Raw genomic sequence first — 15,299 nt, forward strand, 5'->3', positions numbered from 1 at the left:
ACCAAGGGTGCCGGGCCTCACGGATCGGGCCGAGAACGCGGGACTACAGGCCCGCGGCCTTGCGGAGCGCGTCCACCCGGTCCGTCCGCTCCCAGGTGAAGTCCGGCAGCTCGCGGCCGAAGTGGCCGTAGGCGGCGGTCTGCGAGTAGATCGGACGCAGCAGGTCGAGGTCGCGGATGATGGCCGCCGGGCGGAGGTCGAAGACCTCGGAGATGGCGGTCTCGATCTTCTCGGCGTCGACCTTGGCGGTGCCGAAGGTCTCCACGAACAGACCGACCGGCTCGGCCTTGCCGATGGCGTACGCGACCTGGACCTCGCAGCGGGAGGCGAGGCCCGCGGCGACGACGTTCTTCGCCACCCAGCGCATCGCGTACGCGGCGGAGCGGTCGACCTTGGACGGGTCCTTGCCGGAGAAGGCGCCGCCGCCGTGGCGGGCCATGCCGCCGTACGTGTCGATGATGATCTTGCGGCCGGTGAGGCCGGCGTCGCCCATCGGGCCGCCGATCTCGAAGCGGCCGGTCGGGTTCACCAGCAGGCGGTAGCCCTCGGTCTCCAGCTTGATGCCGTCGTCGAGGAGGGCCTTCAGCTCGGGCTCCACGACGAACTCGCGGATGTCCGGGGCGAGCAGGGACTCCAGGTCGATGTCCGACGCGTGCTGCGAGGAGACGACGACGGTGTCCAGCCGGACCGCCTTGTCGCCGTCGTACTCGATGGTGACCTGGGTCTTGCCGTCGGGGCGCAGGTACGGGATGGTCCCGTTCTTGCGGACCTCGGACAGCCGGCGCGAGAGCTTGTGCGCGAGGTGGATCGGGAGCGGCATCAGGTTCGGGGTCTCGTCGGTCGCGTACCCGAACATCAGGCCCTGGTCGCCCGCACCCTGCCGGTCCAGCTCGTCACCCTCGTCCCCCTGGGAGGCACCCCCGACCCGGCTCTCGTACGCCGTGTCGACACCCTGCGCGATGTCCGGGGACTGGGAGCCGATCGACACCGACACGCCACAGGACGCCCCGTCGAAGCCCTTCTTCGAGGAGTCGTAGCCGATCTCCAGGATCTTGTCCCGGACGAGCTGCGCGATCGGCGCGTACGCCTTGGTCGTGACCTCTCCGGCCACGTGCACCAGGCCGGTGGTGATGAGCGTCTCCACGGCGACCCGGGACGTCGGGTCCTCCCGCAGAAGCGCGTCGAGAATGGTGTCGCTGATCTGGTCAGCGATCTTGTCGGGGTGACCCTCGGTCACGGACTCCGAGGTGAACAGGCGACGGGACACAACGCTCCCTGTGGTTGCAGCGGCTGCTGGCTGATCATGGGTGGACGGGCCGGGGGCTGCGCCCGGCGTCGTCCGTGAACAGTTTATCGGTCGCGCTCGGCCGCGGGACGCCTGTCTCGCCTCTCGGAAAGCCTGTGACCTGCGGCACGGGCATTCTGCGCCATGGCCACCGGGGTCCGCCAGGGTCGCCACGCCCGATTTCGCGGGTTTCGGGACGTCCGAAAGGGCCGGATGAGACATTCACCCCAGTCGGCGTGTCACCAGGTCCCACACGGTGTCGGCCAGCGCTTCCTTCGGTCCGTGGGGTACGGGCGTCTCGCTGCCGTCGGCGCCGAGCACCACGGCCTCGTTCTCCTCGGAGCCGAACGTGCGGCTCTCGCCTACCTCGTTCACCACGAGCAGATCGCAGCCCTTGCGGGCCAGCTTCGCGCGCCCGTTGGCGAGGACGTCGTCCGTCTCGGCCGCGAAGCCGACGACCACCTGTCCTGGGCGCGCCCGGTCGGCGGAGATCTCGGCGAGGATGTCGGGGTTGCGGACGAGGACGATCGGGTCCGGTTCCCGGCCGTCCCGCTTCTTGATCTTTCCGGTGGCGTACGTCTCGGGGCGGAAGTCGGCCACGGCGGCGGCCATGACCACGGCGTCGGCGTCCGGGGCCGCCTTCAGCACGGCCTCGCGGAGCTGCACGGCGGTTCCGACCTGGATCACGTCGACCCCGGCCGGGTCCGGCAGGCCGGTGTTCGCGGCGATCAGGGTGACGCGGGCACCGCGCGCGGCGGCGGTGCGGGCGAGGGCGTACCCCTGCTTGCCGGAGGAGCGGTTGCCGAGGAAGCGGACGGGGTCGAGGGGTTCGCGGGTGCCGCCGGCGCTGACGACGACGTGCCGTCCGGCGAGGTCCGGCTCGGTGACGCCCCGGGCGAGGACGCGGCGGCAGACCTCGAAGATCTCCCCCGGGTCGGGCAGCCGGCCCTTGCCGGTGTCGATGCCGGTCAGCCGGCCGACGGCGGGCTCGATGACGATCGCGCCACGGCGCCGCAGGGTCGCCACGTTCTCCCGGGTGGCCGGGTGCTCCCACATCTCGGTGTGCATGGCGGGCGCGAAGACGACCGGACAGCGGGCGGTGAGCAGGGTGTTGGTGAGCAGGTCGTCGGCGAGGCCGTGGGCCGCCTTGGCCAGCATGTCGGCCGTCGCGGGGGCCACCACCACGAGGTCGGCCTGCTGCCCGATGCGGACGTGCGGGACCTCGTGGACGTCGGACCAGACCTCGGTGGAGACGGGGTGGCCCGAGAGCGCTGACCAGGTGGCGGCGCCGACGAAGTGCAGGGCCGAGGCGGTGGGCACGACCCGTACGTCGTGGCCCGACTCGGTCAGCCGTCGCAGCAGCTCACAGGCCTTGTAGGCGGCGATGCCACCGCTGACTCCCAGGACGACCCTCGGCTTGTCCACCGTCTCTCCCCGCGCTCGGAAACGTACGACTCCATGACACACCACAGGCCCGGCGGTCGCGCCGCCGGGCCTGGGATGAGGATGTGAACGACTACTGGGCGGGGCCTTCGACGGCCTCGGACGTCAGCAGTCCCGCGTTGATCTCGCGCAGGGCGATCGACAGCGGCTTCTCGTGGACGTGGGTGTCGACGAGCGGACCGACGTACTCGAGGAGGCCCTCGCCGAGCTGCGAGTAGTACGCGTTGATCTGGCGGGCACGCTTGGCCGCGTAGATCACCAGGCTGTACTTCGAGTCGGTGGCCTCGAGGAGCTCGTCGATCGGAGGGTTGATGATGCCCTCGGGAGCGGTGATGGAAGAGGACACGCTCTGCCTTCCGAAAGGTGGAAATTGACCTGAAAGATCAAACAACTTCCATCAAGGCTAGCAGCTCACGCGCCACGTCCTCGACGGAGGTGTTGACCAGGGTGACATCGAACTCCGGCTCGGCCGCCAGTTCGACCTTCGCCGCGGCGAGGCGGCGCTCGATCACCTCGGGGGATTCGGTGCCCCGGCCGGTGAGCCGGCGGACCAGTTCCTCCCAGGAGGGCGGGGCCAGGAACACGAGCAGCGCCTCGGGCATGGACTCGCGGACCTGGCGCGCGCCCTGGAGGTCGATCTCCAGGAGCACGGGGACGCCCGACTCCAGGTGCTCCAGTACGGCGGCCCGGGGGGTGCCGTAGCGGTTGCCGGCGAACTCGGCCCACTCCAGCAGCTCGCCGTTGGCGATCAGCTTGTCCATCTCGTCGTCGGAGACGAAGAAGTAGTGGACTCCGTGCTTCTCACCGGGGCGGGGCCTGCGGGTCGTCGCCGACACCGAGAGCCAGACCTCGGGGTGTTCCTTGCGCATATGAGCGACGACCGTGCTCTTGCCGACCCCGGAGGGGCCGGAGAGCACGGTCAGCCGCGGACGTACGTCCGGGGGTACGGGGGACGTCCCCCGGGGTGTTGCAGCCATGCGGCGATTATTCCAGCAATCCCGGGGTGCCCAGGACTCAGGCGCCGGAACCGCCGAACTCGCGCTCCAAAGAGGCGATCTGATTCGAGCCGAGACCGCGAACGCGGCGGCTCTCGGAGATCCCGAGTCGCTCCATGATCTGCTTGGCGCGGACCTTGCCCACGCCCGGCAGCGACTCCAGCAGGGCGGAGACCTTCATCTTGCCGATGACGTCGTTCTCCTGACCCTGCTTGATGACCTCGTGAAGCGAGGCGCCGGAGTGCTTGAGTCGATTCTTGACCTCGGCCCGCTCCCGGCGAGCCGCGGCGGCCTTTTCGAGCGCGGCTGCGCGCTGTTCAGGGGTAAGGGGCGGAAGAGCCACGCCTACGTCACCTCGGATGTCGAACTGTCGGATACGGACCGGTGAGGAACCTAGTCGCCCCACACCTGGGGAGGTACGAGCAACACACGCTTGCCCGTTCTCTCGACGGAGACTAGCGGGCTAGTGCGCCAGAGTCAGCGAGAACAGCGGAAAAGTCCTGGTCAGCCTCCCTGGAGCCCGACATTCCCGACATAACGCCCCGGATTTGAGAATGTATTGCGGCCCGGGGCCTCCGGAAGACCGCCGCCGGGACGGTTCCGGAGCGCCACCGGGGCCGTTTTCGAACGCCGAGCGAGCGGTTCCGGAGGGCCGAGCGGGCGGTTCCGGAGGGCCGGGAAGGGTTCAGGCGGCCGTGAGGGCGGCCCTGATCTCCTCCGCGAAGCGGTCCGCGGCGGAACGCAGGGCGACCGGGTCCGGACCGAACCGGAGGACACCCCGGCTCACGTTCGGGACGACGTTGCGCACCGCCGGTCCGAAGACTCCCGCCAGATCGGCCGCCGTCGCTCCCTGGGCGCCGATGCCGGGCGCGAGGAGCGGGCCGTTGATGTCGAGGTCGTAGGAGGACAGGTCGCCCAGGGTGGCGCCGACGACCGCGCCGAAGGAGCCGAGCGGGGTCTCCCCCGCGTTCTCGACGGCCAGGTGCGCCAGCATCGTCGCCCCGACGTTGCGCCCGTCCTCGCGCAGGGCGTGCTGGACCTCGCCGCCCTCCGGGTTGGAGGTGAGCGCGAGGACGAAGAGCCCGGCGCCGGACTCGCGGGCCAGCTCGACGGCGGGCAGCAGCGAGCCGTAGCCGAGGAAGGGCGAGACGGTCAGCGCGTCCGAGAAGAGCGGCGCGTCCTTGCGCAGGAAGGTCTCGGCGTAGGCGGCCATGGTCGAGCCGATGTCACCGCGCTTGGCGTCCATCACGACCAGGGCCCCGGCGGCGCGGGCCTCCTCGACCGACTTCTCCAGGACGGCGACGCCGCGGGAGCCGAACCGCTCGAAGAAGGCGCTCTGCGGCTTCAGGACGGCGACCCGGTCGGCGAGCGCCTCGACGACCGTGCGGCTGAACCGCTCCAGGCCGGCGATGTCGTCGGACAGTCCCCAGTCGGCGAGCAGGGAGGCGTGCGGGTCGATGCCCACGCACAGCGGGCCCCGCTCGTCCATGGCGCGGCGCAGCCGGGCGCCGAAGGGTTCCAGGCTCATCGGGAGGTCCTCACGTCGGCGCCGACAGCGTCGGCGAGGGTGGCGTACGGGCTCGTCCGCAGCCGGGCGGCGAGTCCCTTGTGGATGGCGCGGCCCCAGAAGGGGCCCTCGTAGATGAAGGCGCTGTAGCCCTGGACCAGCGTGGCGCCGGCGAGGATGCGCTGCCAGGCGTCCTCGGCGTTCTCGATGCCGCCGACGCCGACCAGGGTGATGCGGTCGCCCACGCGCGCGTAGAGGCGGCGCAGCACCTCCAGCGAGCGGGCCTTGAGCGGGGCGCCGGACAGTCCGCCGGTCTCCCCCACCAGGGCGGGGTCGGAGGTCAGGCCGAGGCCATCGCGCGCGATGGTGGTGTTCGTCGCGATGATCCCGTCGAGGCCGAGTTCCACGGCGAGGTCGGCGACCGCGTCGACGTCCTCGTCGGCGAGGTCGGGCGCGATCTTGACGAGGAGCGGGACGCGGCGGCCGGTGACCGAGCGGTCGGCGGCCTCGCGGACCGCGCTGAGCAGCGGGCGCAGCGCCTCGGTGGCCTGGAGGTTGCGCAGGCCGGGGGTGTTCGGGGACGAGACGTTCACCACGAGGTAGTCGGCGTGCCGGGCGAGCCGCTCGGTCGACTTCACGTAGTCGCCGGCGGCCTCCTCCTCGGGGACCACCTTGGTCTTGCCGATGTTGACGCCGACGACGGTCCGGAAGACGGGCGTACGGGTGGCCAGGCGCTCGGCGACGGCCGCGGAGCCGTCGTTGTTGAAGCCCATTCGGTTGATCAGCGCGCGGTCGGGGACCAGGCGGAACAGCCGCTTCCTGGGGTTGCCGGGCTGGGGCTCGCCGGTGACGGTGCCGATCTCGACGTGGTCGAAGCCGAGCATCGCCATGCCGTCGATGGCCACGGCGTTCTTGTCGAAGCCGGCGGCCAGTCCGAAGGGGCCGTGCATGCGCAGCCCGAACGCCTCGGTGCGCAGTTCCTTGTGGCGGGGGGCGAGCGCGGCGGCGACGAAGGTGCGCAGGACGGGGACGCGGGCGGTGAGCCGGATCCAGCGGAAGGCGAGATGGTGGGCCTGCTCCGGGTCCATCCGCTTGAAGAGGAGGTTGAAGACGAGCTGGTACATGAATCGTGTCCTCGGAAGAGCCCGGTGGGGGCCTCAGGCGGGATAGGGGGCCTCATGAAGAGGGGGGACACCGTCCGGTGTCCCCCCTCAGGGCCGCTAGTCGCGCGCGGCGGTCAGATGCTCGGCGTGTTCCTGGAGCGAGCGCACGCCCACGTCTCCGTGGTTGAGCGCGTCGATGCCCTGGACGGCGGCGGCGAGCGCCTGGACCGTCGTCAGGCAGGGGACGGCTCGGGCGACGGCGGCCGTACGGATCTCGTAGCCGTCGAGCCGGCCGCCGGTGCCGTAGGGGGTGTTGACGATGAGGTCGACCTCGCCGTCGTGGATGAGCTGGACGATGGTCTTCTCGCCGTTCGGGCCGGTGCCCTCGCTCTGCTTGCGCACCACCGTGGCGTTGATCCCGTTGCGCTTGAGCACCTCGGCCGTGCCGGAGGTGGCGAGCAGCTCGAAGCCGTGGGCGACGAGTTCACGCGCCGGGAAGATCATCGAGCGCTTGTCGCGGTTGGCGACCGAGATGAAGGCGCGGCCCTTGGTCGGCAGCGGACCGTAGGCGCCCGCCTGGGACTTGGCGTAGGCGGTGCCGAACACCGAGTCGATGCCCATGACCTCGCCGGTGGAGCGCATCTCCGGGCCGAGCACCGTGTCGACGCCGCGGCCGTGGATGTCGCGGAAGCGGGACCACGGCATGACGGCCTCCTTGACGGAGATCGGCGCGTCCAGCGGCAGGGTGCCGCCGTCGCCGTGTGCCGGGAGCAGCCCCTCGGCGCGCAGTTCGGCGACGGTCGCGCCCAGCGAGATGCGGGCGGCGGCCTTGGCGAGCGGCACCGCGGTCGCCTTCGAGGTGAAGGGGACGGTGCGCGAGGCGCGCGGGTTGGCCTCCAGCACGTAGAGGATGTCGCCGGCCATCGCGAACTGGATGTTGATCAGGCCGCGCACGCCGACGCCCTTGGCGATGGCCTCCGTGGAGGCGCGCAGCCGCTTGATGTCGAACCCGCCGAGGGTGATCGGCGGCAGGGCGCACGCCGAGTCGCCGGAGTGGATGCCGGCCTCCTCGATGTGCTCCATGACACCGCCGAGGTACAGCTCCCGGCCGTCGTACAGCGCGTCGACGTCGATCTCGATCGCGTCGTCCAGGAAGCGGTCGACGAGCACCGGCCGGGAGGGGCTGATCTCGGTCGACTCGGCGATGTACGAGGACAGCCGCGTCTCGTCGTAGACGATCTCCATGCCGCGGCCGCCGAGCACGTACGAGGGGCGGACGAGGACGGGGTAGCCGATCTCGTCGGCGATGGCCTTGGCCTCGGTGAAGGTGGTGGCCGTGCCGTGCTTGGGGGCCGGCAGGCCCGCCTCGGCGAGGACGCGGCCGAAGGCGCCGCGGTCCTCGGCGGCGTGGATCGCCTCGGGCGAGGTGCCGACGACCGGTACGCCGTTGTCCTTGAGGGCCTGCGACAGGCCGAGCGGGGTCTGGCCGCCGAGCTGGACGATCACACCGGCGACGGGTCCGGCAAGGGTCTCCGCGTGGACGATCTCCAGCACGTCCTCCAGCGTCAGCGGCTCGAAGTACAGGCGGTCGGAGGTGTCGTAGTCGGTGGAGACGGTCTCGGGGTTGCAGTTGACCATCACGGTCTCGTAGCCCGCGTCGCTCAGCGCGAAGGAGGCGTGGACACAGGAGTAGTCGAACTCGATTCCCTGGCCGATGCGGTTGGGCCCGGAGCCCAGGATGATCACCGCGGGCTTCTCGCGGGGCGCGACCTCGCTCTCCTCGTCGTAGGAGGAGTAGAAGTACGGCGTCTTGGCGGCGAACTCGGCGGCGCAGGTGTCGACCGTCTTGTAGACCGGGCGGACGCCGAGCGCGTGCCGCACCTCGCGGACGACGTCCTCGCGCAGGCCGCGGATCTCGGCGATCTGGGTGTCGGAGAAGCCGTGCCGCTTGGCCTCGGCGAGCAGCTCGGGGTCGAGCTTGTCGGCGGCGGCCAGCTCGTCGGCGATCTCCTTGATCAGGAAGAGCTGGTCGACGAACCAGGGGTCGATCTTCGTCGCGTCGAAGACCTCCTCGGGGGTGGCGCCCGCGCGGATGGCCTGCATGACGGAGTTGATCCGGCCGTCGGTGGGGCGGACGGCCTCGCGCAGCAGCTCGGCCTTGTCGCCGGGCTCGCCGACGAAGGTGAACTGGCTGCCCTTCTTCTCCAGCGAGCGCAGCGCCTTCTGGAGCGCCTCGGTGAAGTTCCGGCCGATGGCCATGGCCTCGCCGACCGACTTCATGGTGGTGGTGAGGGTGGAGTCGGCGGAGGGGAACTTCTCGAAGGCGAAGCGCGGGGCCTTCACGACGACGTAGTCGAGAGTCGGCTCGAAGGAAGCCGGGGTCTTCTCGGTGATGTCGTTCGGGATCTCGTCCAGGGTGTAGCCGACGGCCAGCTTGGCGGCGATCTTGGCGATCGGGAAGCCGGTGGCCTTGGAGGCGAGCGCCGAGGACCGCGAGACGCGCGGGTTCATCTCGATGACGATGATGCGGCCGTCCTCGGGGTTGACCGCGAACTGGATGTTGCAGCCGCCGGTGTCGACGCCGACCTCGCGGATGATCGCGATGCCGATGTCGCGCAGCCGCTGGTACTCGCGGTCGGTCAGCGTCATCGCCGGGGCGACGGTGATCGAGTCGCCGGTGTGGACGCCCATGGGGTCGAAGTTCTCGATGGAGCAGACGACCACGACATTGTCGTTCTTGTCGCGCATCAGCTCCAGCTCGTACTCCTTCCAGCCGAGGATGGACTCCTCGAGGAGCACCTCGGTGGTCGGGGAGAGCGTGAGGCCCTGGCCGGCGATGCGGCGCAGCTCCTCCTCGTCGTGGGCGAAGCCGGAGCCGGCGCCGCCCATGGTGAAGGAGGGGCGGACGACGACGGGGTAGCCGCCGAGGGTGTCGACGCCCGCGAGGACGTCGTCCATGGTGTGGCAGATCACGGAGCGGGCGGACTCGCCGTGCCCGATCTTCTGGCGGACGGCCTCGACGACTCCCTTGAAGAGGTCGCGGTCCTCGCCCTTGTTGATGGCCTCGACGTTGGCGCCGATCAGTTCGACGCCGTACTTCTCCAGCACACCCTGCTCGTGCATGGAGATCGCGGTGTTCAGGGCCGTCTGGCCGCCGAGGGTCGGCAGCAGGACGTCGGGCCGCTCCTTGGCGATGATCTTCTCGACGAACTCGGGGGTGATCGGCTCGACGTAGGTGGCGTCGGCGATCTCCGGGTCGGTCATGATCGTCGCCGGGTTGGAGTTGACGAGGATGACCCGCAGGCCCTCGGCGCGCAGGATGCGGCACGCCTGGGTGCCGGAGTAGTCGAACTCGGCGGCCTGGCCGATGACGATCGGGCCGGAGCCGATGACCAGGACGGACTGGATATCGGTGCGCTTAGGCACGCTGGCCCTCCATCGGAGCTGTTTCCATCAAAGACGTGAAGCGGTCGAACAGGTAGGCGGCGTCGTGCGGTCCCGCCGCCGCTTCGGGGTGGTACTGGACGCTGAAGGCCGGCTGGTCGAGCAGCTGAAGGCCCTCCACCACGTTGTCGTTGAGGCAGACGTGGGAGACCTCGACGCGGCCGTAGGGGGTGTCGGAGACCTTGTCGAGCGGGGCGTCGACGGCGAAGCCGTGGTTGTGCGCGGTGACCTCGACCTTGCCGGTCGTACGGTCCTGCACCGGCTGGTTGATGCCGCGGTGGCCGTACTTCAGCTTGTAGGTGCCGAAGCCGAGGGCCCGGCCGAGAATCTGGTTGCCGAAGCAGATGCCGAAGAGCGGGGTCTTGCGGGCGAGGACCTCGCGCATGACGGCGACGGGGCCGTCGGCGGTCGCGGGGTCGCCGGGGCCGTTGGAGAAGAAGACACCGTCCGGGTTCACGGCGTAGACGTCCTCGGCGGTGGCGGTGGCGGGCAGCACGTGCACCTCGATGCCGCGCTCGGCCATCCGGTGCGGGGTCATCCCCTTGATGCCGAGGTCGATGGCGGCGACGGTGAACTTCTTCGTCCCGATCGCGGGGACGACGTAGGTCTCCTGGGTGGCGACCTCGGCGGCGAGGTTCGCGCCCTTCATCTCGGGTGCCTGGCGGACCTTGGCGAGCATGGTGCCCTCGTCGGGCAGGGCCTCGCCGGAGAAGATGCCGACGCGCATGGCGCCGCTCTCGCGGAGGTGGCGGGTGAGGGCGCGGGTATCGACGCCGCTGATGCCGACGACGCCCTGGGCGCTCAGCTCCTCGTCGAGGGAGCGGCGGGAGCGCCAGTTGGAGGGGACGCGGGCGGGGTCGCGGACGACGTAGCCGGAGACCCAGATGCGCCGGGACTCGGGGTCCTCGTCGTTCACGCCGGTGTTGCCGACGTGCGGGGCGGTCATCACGACGACCTGGCGGTGGTAGGAGGGGTCGGTCAGGGTCTCCTGGTAGCCGGTCATGCCGGTGGAGAACACCGCTTCGCCGAAGGTCTCCCCCACGGCCCCGTAGGCGCGGCCGCGGAAGACCCGGCCGTCCTCCAGGACGAGTACGGCGGGAAGCGCCTTTTTCCTCTGCGAGGCGTTCCCCTGGGTGGAGGTCGTCATCGTGCGCCTTCCGTTTCCGTCGAGTCGATCATGGTGTTCAGGGTCTCGACCCAGGCCGCGTGCTCGTCCGCCCGGTCCGAGCGGAACCCGGAGTCGAGCAGCCGGTCGCCGTGCTGCCAGGTGACGACGAGCAGTCCGCCCTCGGTGAGGACCTTGCCCGCGATGCCCTTGTCGAGCCGGGCCTCGCGGAGCCGCGAGGCCGGGACGAAGAAGTCGCGCGCGCCGGGGCGTACGACGTCCAGTCCCGCGTCCGTCAGCGTGAGCTCGGCCCGGCTGCGGGTGCCGAGGCCGTGCGCCACGATCCGGTCGAGCCACTGCCCGGCGGTGGTGGAGCCGTGGTAGCGGCCGCTCATGCTCAGTTTCACCGGGCCGGGGTCTTCCGGCGCGGCGGGGAGGTCGGGCAGGTCGCCCTGGAGGGTGCCGCGCCATTTCCAGCCCTCGCGCATCAGCCAGTAGACGAGCGCGATGAACAGGACGATGCCGACGAGCCAGCCGATGCGGGCGGCCCAGTCGGTCACTTCGGCCGACTTCTGTTCGGCGGCCAGGGGGAGGAGAGGTGTCACGCGAGCTTCCCGTCGACGAGGGTGGCCTTGCCCCGCAGCCAGGTGTGGGTGACCCTGCCCGGCAGCTCGCGGCCCTCGTAGGGGGTGTTGCGGCTGCGCGAGGCGAAGCCCGCGGGGTCCACGTCCCCACGGTATGCGGTGTCGACCAGGGTGAGGTTGGCGGGCTCACCCTCCGAGACGGGGCGTCCGTGGCCGGTGGCCCCGCCGATCAGCGCGGGCTTGACGGACATGCGGTCGGCGACGCCGGCCCAGTCGAGCAGGCCGGTCTCGACCATCGTCTGCTGGACGACGGAGAGCGCGGTCTCCAGGCCGACCATGCCCATGGCGGCGGCGGCCCACTCGCAGTCCTTGTCCTCGTGCGGGTGCGGGGCGTGGTCGGTGGCGACGATGTCGATCGTGCCGTCGGCGAGCGCCTCGCGCAGCGCGAGCACGTCCTTCTCGGTGCGCAGCGGTGGGTTGACCTTGTAGACGGGGTTGTAGGTGCGCACCAGTTCGTCGGTGAGCAGCAGGTGGTGCGGGGTGACCTCGGCGGTGACGTCGATGCCGCGGGACTTGGCCCAGCGGACGATCTCGACGGAGCCGGCGGTCGACAGGTGGCAGATGTGCACGCGGGAGCCGACGTGCTCGGCGAGCAGCACGTCGCGGGCGATGATCGACTCCTCGGCCACCGCGGGCCAGCCGCCGAGTCCCAGCTCGGCGGAGACGACGCCCTCGTTCATCTGGGCGCCCTCGGTGAGGCGGGGCTCCTGGGCGTGCTGGGCGACGACGCCGCCGAAGGCCTTCACGTACTCCAGGGCGCGGCGCATGATCACCGCGTCGTCCACGCACTTGCCGTCGTCGGAGAAGACGGTGACGCCGGCGGCGGACTCGTGCATGGCGCCCAGTTCGGCGAGCTTCTTGCCCTCCAGACCGACGGTGACGGCGCCGATCGGCTGGACGTCGCAGTAGCCGTGCTGCCGGCCGAGCCGGTAGACCTGCTCGACCACGCCGGCGGTGTCGGCGACGGGGAAGGTGTTGGCCATGGCGAACACGGCCGTGAAGCCGCCGCTCGCCGCCGCGCGCGTGCCGGTCAGGACGGTCTCGGAGTCCTCGCGGCCGGGCTCGCGCAGATGGGTGTGCAGGTCGACCAGGCCCGGCAGGAGGACCTTGCCGCCGGCCTCGACGACCTCGGCGCCCTTTGCCGGCAGTCCGGTGCCGACCGCGGCGATGGTGTCGCCGTCGATCAGGACGTCCTGGGGGTCGCCGCCGAGCACCTTCGCACCACGGATCAGGATCTTGCTCATGGTCTTACTTCTCCTCGGTGCGGGTGTGGGTGACGGCGGGCTCGTTGCCGCCCAGCAGCAGGTAGAGCACGGCCATCCGGATGGAGACGCCGTTGGCGACCTGCTCGACGACGGTGCAGCGGTCGGAGTCGGCGACCTCGGCGGTGATCTCCATGCCGCGGACCATCGGGCCGGGGTGCATCACGATGGCGTGCTCGGGCATCTTCGCCATGCGCTCGCCGTCGAGGCCGTAGCGCCGCGAGTACTCGCGCTCGGTCGGGAAGAACGCGGCGTTCATCCGCTCGCGCTGGACGCGGAGCATCATCACGGCGTCGGACTTGGCGAGGGTGCTGTCGAGGTCGTAGGAGATCTCGCAGGGCCAGTTCTCGACGCCGACGGGGACCAGGGTGGGCGGGGCGACGAGGGTGACCTCGGCGCCGAGGGTGTGCAGCAGGTCGACGTTGGAGCGGGCGACCCGGCTGTGCAGCACGTCGCCGACGATCGTGATGCGCCGGCCTTCCAGGTCCTGGCCGATCCCGGCGTCCCGGCCGACGAGCCGGCGGCGCATGGTGAAGGCGTCGAGCAGGGCCTGCGTGGGGTGCTGGTGGGTGCCGTCGCCCGCGTTGATGACGGCGGAGTCGATCCACCCGGAGGTGGCGAGCCGGTACGGGGCTCCGGAGGCGCCGTGCCGGATGACCACGGCGTCGACGCCCATGGCCTCCAGGGTCTGGGTGGTGTCCTTGAGGGACTCGCCCTTGGAGACGCTGGACCCCTTGGCGGTGAAGTTGATGACGTCGGCGGAGAGGCGCTTCTCGGCGGCCTCGAAGGAGATCCGGGTGCGCGTCGAGTCCTCGAAGAAGAGGTTGACGACGGTACGGCCGCGCAGGGTCGGCAGTTTCTTGATCGGCCGGTCGGCGACCCGGGCCATCTCCTCGGCGGTGTCGAGGATCAGGACGGCGTCGTCGCGGGTGAGGTCGGCGGCCGAGATGAGATGACGCTGCATCTGTCAGGCTCCGTAGGGAAGTTCAGGGAGGATTCGGGCATGCGGGCGCGCGGGAGCGCACTCGGCGGCGCGCGGCCGGAGTGCTACTGACGCTCGTCCGGGGCGGTCCGCTTGGCACCGAGCAGCACGGTGTCGCGACCGTCCTCCTCGGCGAGCTGGACCTTGACCGTCTCCCGCAGCGACGTGGGGAGGTTCTTGCCGACGTAGTCGGCGCGGATGGGCAGTTCGCGGTGGCCCCGGTCGACCAGGACGGCGAGCTGCACGGCGCGCGGCCGGCCGATGTCGTTCAGCGCGTCGAGCGCGGCCCGGATGGTGCGGCCGGAGAAGAGCACGTCGTCGACGAGGACGACGAGGCGGCCGTCGATGCCGTCACCGGGGATCTCGGTGCGGGCCAGCGCACGCGGCGGGTGCATGCGCAGATCGTCGCGGTACATCGTGATGTCGAGGGAGCCGACCGGGATCTTGCGGCCGGTGATCTCCTGGAGCTTGTCGGCCAGCCGGCGGGCGAGGAAGACGCCCCGGGTCGGGATGCCGAGAAGCACGACGTCGTCGGCGCCCTTGGCGCGCTCGACGATCTCGTGGGCGATGCGGGTCAGCACCCGGGCGATGTCGGGCGCCTCCAGAACGGGCCGCGCATCGGCTTCGTACTGCTGCTTGTCCTGCTCTGAGTCCATGGGAAACGGACCTCCTTCTCCGCCTCACGGGACGGATCATTAAAGGACGTCGGAATTGCGCCATCCACGGTACCAGCCCGGCAACGCGCCTGATCACCCCCCTTCGAGCCACCCCCGGTGACTCCCTTGCGGGGACTGGGTCCTACCCCTTCGGCTTGACGGGGAAGAGTAACGCTGCGTAACCTCACAGTGAGTCACCAGAGTCACCAGCCGCGCGGCGGAGCCGCACGTTGATACAGCGTCCGGGGAGCTATATGTCCAGCGAATACGCCAAACAGCTCGGGGCCAAGCTCCGCGCCATCCGCACCCAGCAGGGCCTTTCCCTCCACGGCGTCGAGGAGAAGTCCCAGGGCCGCTGGAAGGCCGTCGTGGTCGGCTCGTACGAGCGTGGCGACCGCGCCGTGACCGTCCAGCGCCTCGCCGAGCTGGCCGATTTCTACGGGGTTCCGGTGCAGGAGCTGCTGCCGGGCACCACGCCCGGCGGTGCCGCCGAGCCGCCGCCGAAGCTGGTCCTCGACCTGGAGCGGCTGGCCCACGTGCCGGCCGAGAAGGCGGGCCCGCTCCAGCGCTACGCGGCGACCATCCAGTCGCAGCGCGGTGACTACAACGGCAAGGTGCTGTCGATCCGCCAGGACGACCTGCGCACCCTGGCCGTGATCTACGACCAGTCCCCCTCGGTGCTGACCGAGCAGCTCATCAGCTGGGGCGTGCTGGACGCGGACGCGCGCCGCGCGGTCGCCCACGACGAGGGCTGATCCCGCACCACACCTCAGCAGAAACGTGCCGCCGGGGTGGGCCGGCCCAGGGTGGTGCGGGCCCCCCCGCGGGTGTTAGGGCGCCCCCCGCGGGGGCCCGCGGGGGGGCGGGGTGGGC

14 protein-coding genes are annotated in these 15,299 nt (G+C 70.8%); 1 reads left to right on the forward strand and 13 read right to left on the reverse strand.

The annotated features are described in order from the left end of the window. Positions 1 to 43: 43 nt before the first annotated feature. The 13 genes from metK to pyrR all read right to left on the reverse strand — a co-directional run bounded on the left by metK (position 44) and on the right by pyrR (position 14,426). On the reverse strand, positions 44 to 1,267 hold the full coding sequence (metK, locus tag AB0912_RS18810; protein WP_366701003.1) for a methionine adenosyltransferase: 1,224 nt from the start codon (positions 1,265 to 1,267) through the stop codon (positions 44 to 46). Between the two features lie 240 nt (positions 1,268 to 1,507). Further along, positions 1,508 to 2,710 (reverse strand): bifunctional phosphopantothenoylcysteine decarboxylase/phosphopantothenate--cysteine ligase CoaBC, encoded by a 1,203-nt coding sequence (coaBC, locus tag AB0912_RS18815; protein ID WP_366701005.1) that lies wholly within the window; start codon positions 2,708 to 2,710, stop codon positions 1,508 to 1,510. 91 nt (positions 2,711 to 2,801) lie between these two features. Next, on the reverse strand, positions 2,802 to 3,074 hold the full coding sequence (gene rpoZ, locus AB0912_RS18820; RefSeq protein ID WP_003982715.1) for a DNA-directed RNA polymerase subunit omega: 273 nt from the start codon (positions 3,072 to 3,074) through the stop codon (positions 2,802 to 2,804). Positions 3,075 to 3,111: 37 nt separating this feature from the next. Next, positions 3,112 to 3,705 carry a guanylate kinase gene (gene gmk / locus AB0912_RS18825; protein WP_366701007.1) on the reverse strand — a complete coding sequence of 198 codons (594 nt, stop codon included), beginning with the start codon at positions 3,703 to 3,705 and terminating at the stop codon, positions 3,112 to 3,114. A 37-nt stretch (positions 3,706 to 3,742) separates the two neighbouring features. Next, positions 3,743 to 4,066 (reverse strand): integration host factor, encoded by a 324-nt coding sequence (locus AB0912_RS18830; protein WP_016638838.1) that lies wholly within the window; start codon positions 4,064 to 4,066, stop codon positions 3,743 to 3,745. Positions 4,067 to 4,408: 342 nt separating this feature from the next. Then, positions 4,409 to 5,251, reverse strand: coding sequence for an orotidine-5'-phosphate decarboxylase (pyrF, locus tag AB0912_RS18835; RefSeq protein WP_366701009.1), 843 nt, complete (start codon positions 5,249 to 5,251; stop codon positions 4,409 to 4,411). After that, positions 5,248 to 6,354, reverse strand: a complete 1,107-nt coding sequence (locus AB0912_RS18840) for a quinone-dependent dihydroorotate dehydrogenase (protein ID WP_366701011.1) — start codon at positions 6,352 to 6,354, stop codon at positions 5,248 to 5,250. Before AB0912_RS18840 ends, pyrF begins: the two co-directional genes overlap by 4 nt. A gap of 96 nt (positions 6,355 to 6,450) precedes the next feature. Beyond that, on the reverse strand, positions 6,451 to 9,759 hold the full coding sequence (gene carB / locus AB0912_RS18845; RefSeq protein WP_366701013.1) for a carbamoyl-phosphate synthase large subunit: 3,309 nt from the start codon (positions 9,757 to 9,759) through the stop codon (positions 6,451 to 6,453). After that, positions 9,752 to 10,924: a glutamine-hydrolyzing carbamoyl-phosphate synthase small subunit gene (carA, locus tag AB0912_RS18850; RefSeq protein WP_366701016.1), complete on the reverse strand. Its 1,173-nt coding sequence runs from the start codon at positions 10,922 to 10,924 to the stop codon at positions 9,752 to 9,754. Before carA ends, carB begins: the two co-directional genes overlap by 8 nt. Next, on the reverse strand, positions 10,921 to 11,487 hold the full coding sequence (locus AB0912_RS18855) for a hypothetical protein (RefSeq protein WP_366701018.1): 567 nt from the start codon (positions 11,485 to 11,487) through the stop codon (positions 10,921 to 10,923). Before AB0912_RS18855 ends, carA begins: the two co-directional genes overlap by 4 nt. After that, entirely contained in the window at positions 11,484 to 12,770 is a 1,287-nt protein-coding gene (locus tag AB0912_RS18860) for a dihydroorotase (protein ID WP_366701020.1), read from the reverse strand. Before AB0912_RS18860 ends, AB0912_RS18855 begins: the two co-directional genes overlap by 4 nt. Positions 12,771 to 12,774: 4 nt before the next feature. Then, complete coding sequence (locus AB0912_RS18865; RefSeq protein WP_366701022.1) at positions 12,775 to 13,752, reverse strand: aspartate carbamoyltransferase catalytic subunit; 978 nt, start codon at positions 13,750 to 13,752, stop codon at positions 12,775 to 12,777. 83 nt (positions 13,753 to 13,835) lie between these two features. Then, entirely contained in the window at positions 13,836 to 14,426 is a 591-nt protein-coding gene (gene pyrR, locus AB0912_RS18870; RefSeq protein WP_366701024.1) for a bifunctional pyr operon transcriptional regulator/uracil phosphoribosyltransferase PyrR, read from the reverse strand. Positions 14,427 to 14,680: 254 nt separating this feature from the next. Between pyrR and bldD the strand changes: the two genes are divergently transcribed. Beyond that, on the forward strand, positions 14,681 to 15,181 hold the full coding sequence (gene bldD / locus AB0912_RS18875; RefSeq protein ID WP_037621142.1) for a transcriptional regulator BldD: 501 nt from the start codon (positions 14,681 to 14,683) through the stop codon (positions 15,179 to 15,181). The last annotated feature ends 118 nt before the right edge of the window (positions 15,182 to 15,299 follow it).

The sequence above is a fragment of the Streptomyces sp. NPDC007084 genome (assembly GCF_040703595.1).
GTDB lineage: Bacteria > Actinomycetota > Actinomycetes > Streptomycetales > Streptomycetaceae > Streptomyces.

What these genes read in the sequence shown, in the direction of transcription:
- gmk (WP_366701007.1), bottom strand. Translation starts at nt 3,705, where the DNA reads ATGGCTGCAACACCCCGGGGGACGTCCCCCGTACCCCCGGACGTACGT.
- pyrF (WP_366701009.1), bottom strand. Translation starts at nt 5,251, where the DNA reads ATGAGCCTGGAACCCTTCGGCGCCCGGCTGCGCCGCGCCATGGACGAG.
- AB0912_RS18840 (WP_366701011.1), bottom strand. Translation starts at nt 6,354, where the DNA reads ATGTACCAGCTCGTCTTCAACCTCCTCTTCAAGCGGATGGACCCGGAG.
- carA (WP_366701016.1), bottom strand. Translation starts at nt 10,924, where the DNA reads ATGACGACCTCCACCCAGGGGAACGCCTCGCAGAGGAAAAAGGCGCTT.
- AB0912_RS18860 (WP_366701020.1), bottom strand. Translation starts at nt 12,770, where the DNA reads ATGAGCAAGATCCTGATCCGTGGTGCGAAGGTGCTCGGCGGCGACCCC.
- AB0912_RS18865 (WP_366701022.1), bottom strand. Translation starts at nt 13,752, where the DNA reads ATGCAGCGTCATCTCATCTCGGCCGCCGACCTCACCCGCGACGACGCC.
- pyrR (WP_366701024.1), bottom strand. Translation starts at nt 14,426, where the DNA reads ATGGACTCAGAGCAGGACAAGCAGCAGTACGAAGCCGATGCGCGGCCC.
- bldD (WP_037621142.1), top strand. Translation starts at nt 14,681, where the DNA reads ATGTCCAGCGAATACGCCAAACAGCTCGGGGCCAAGCTCCGCGCCATC.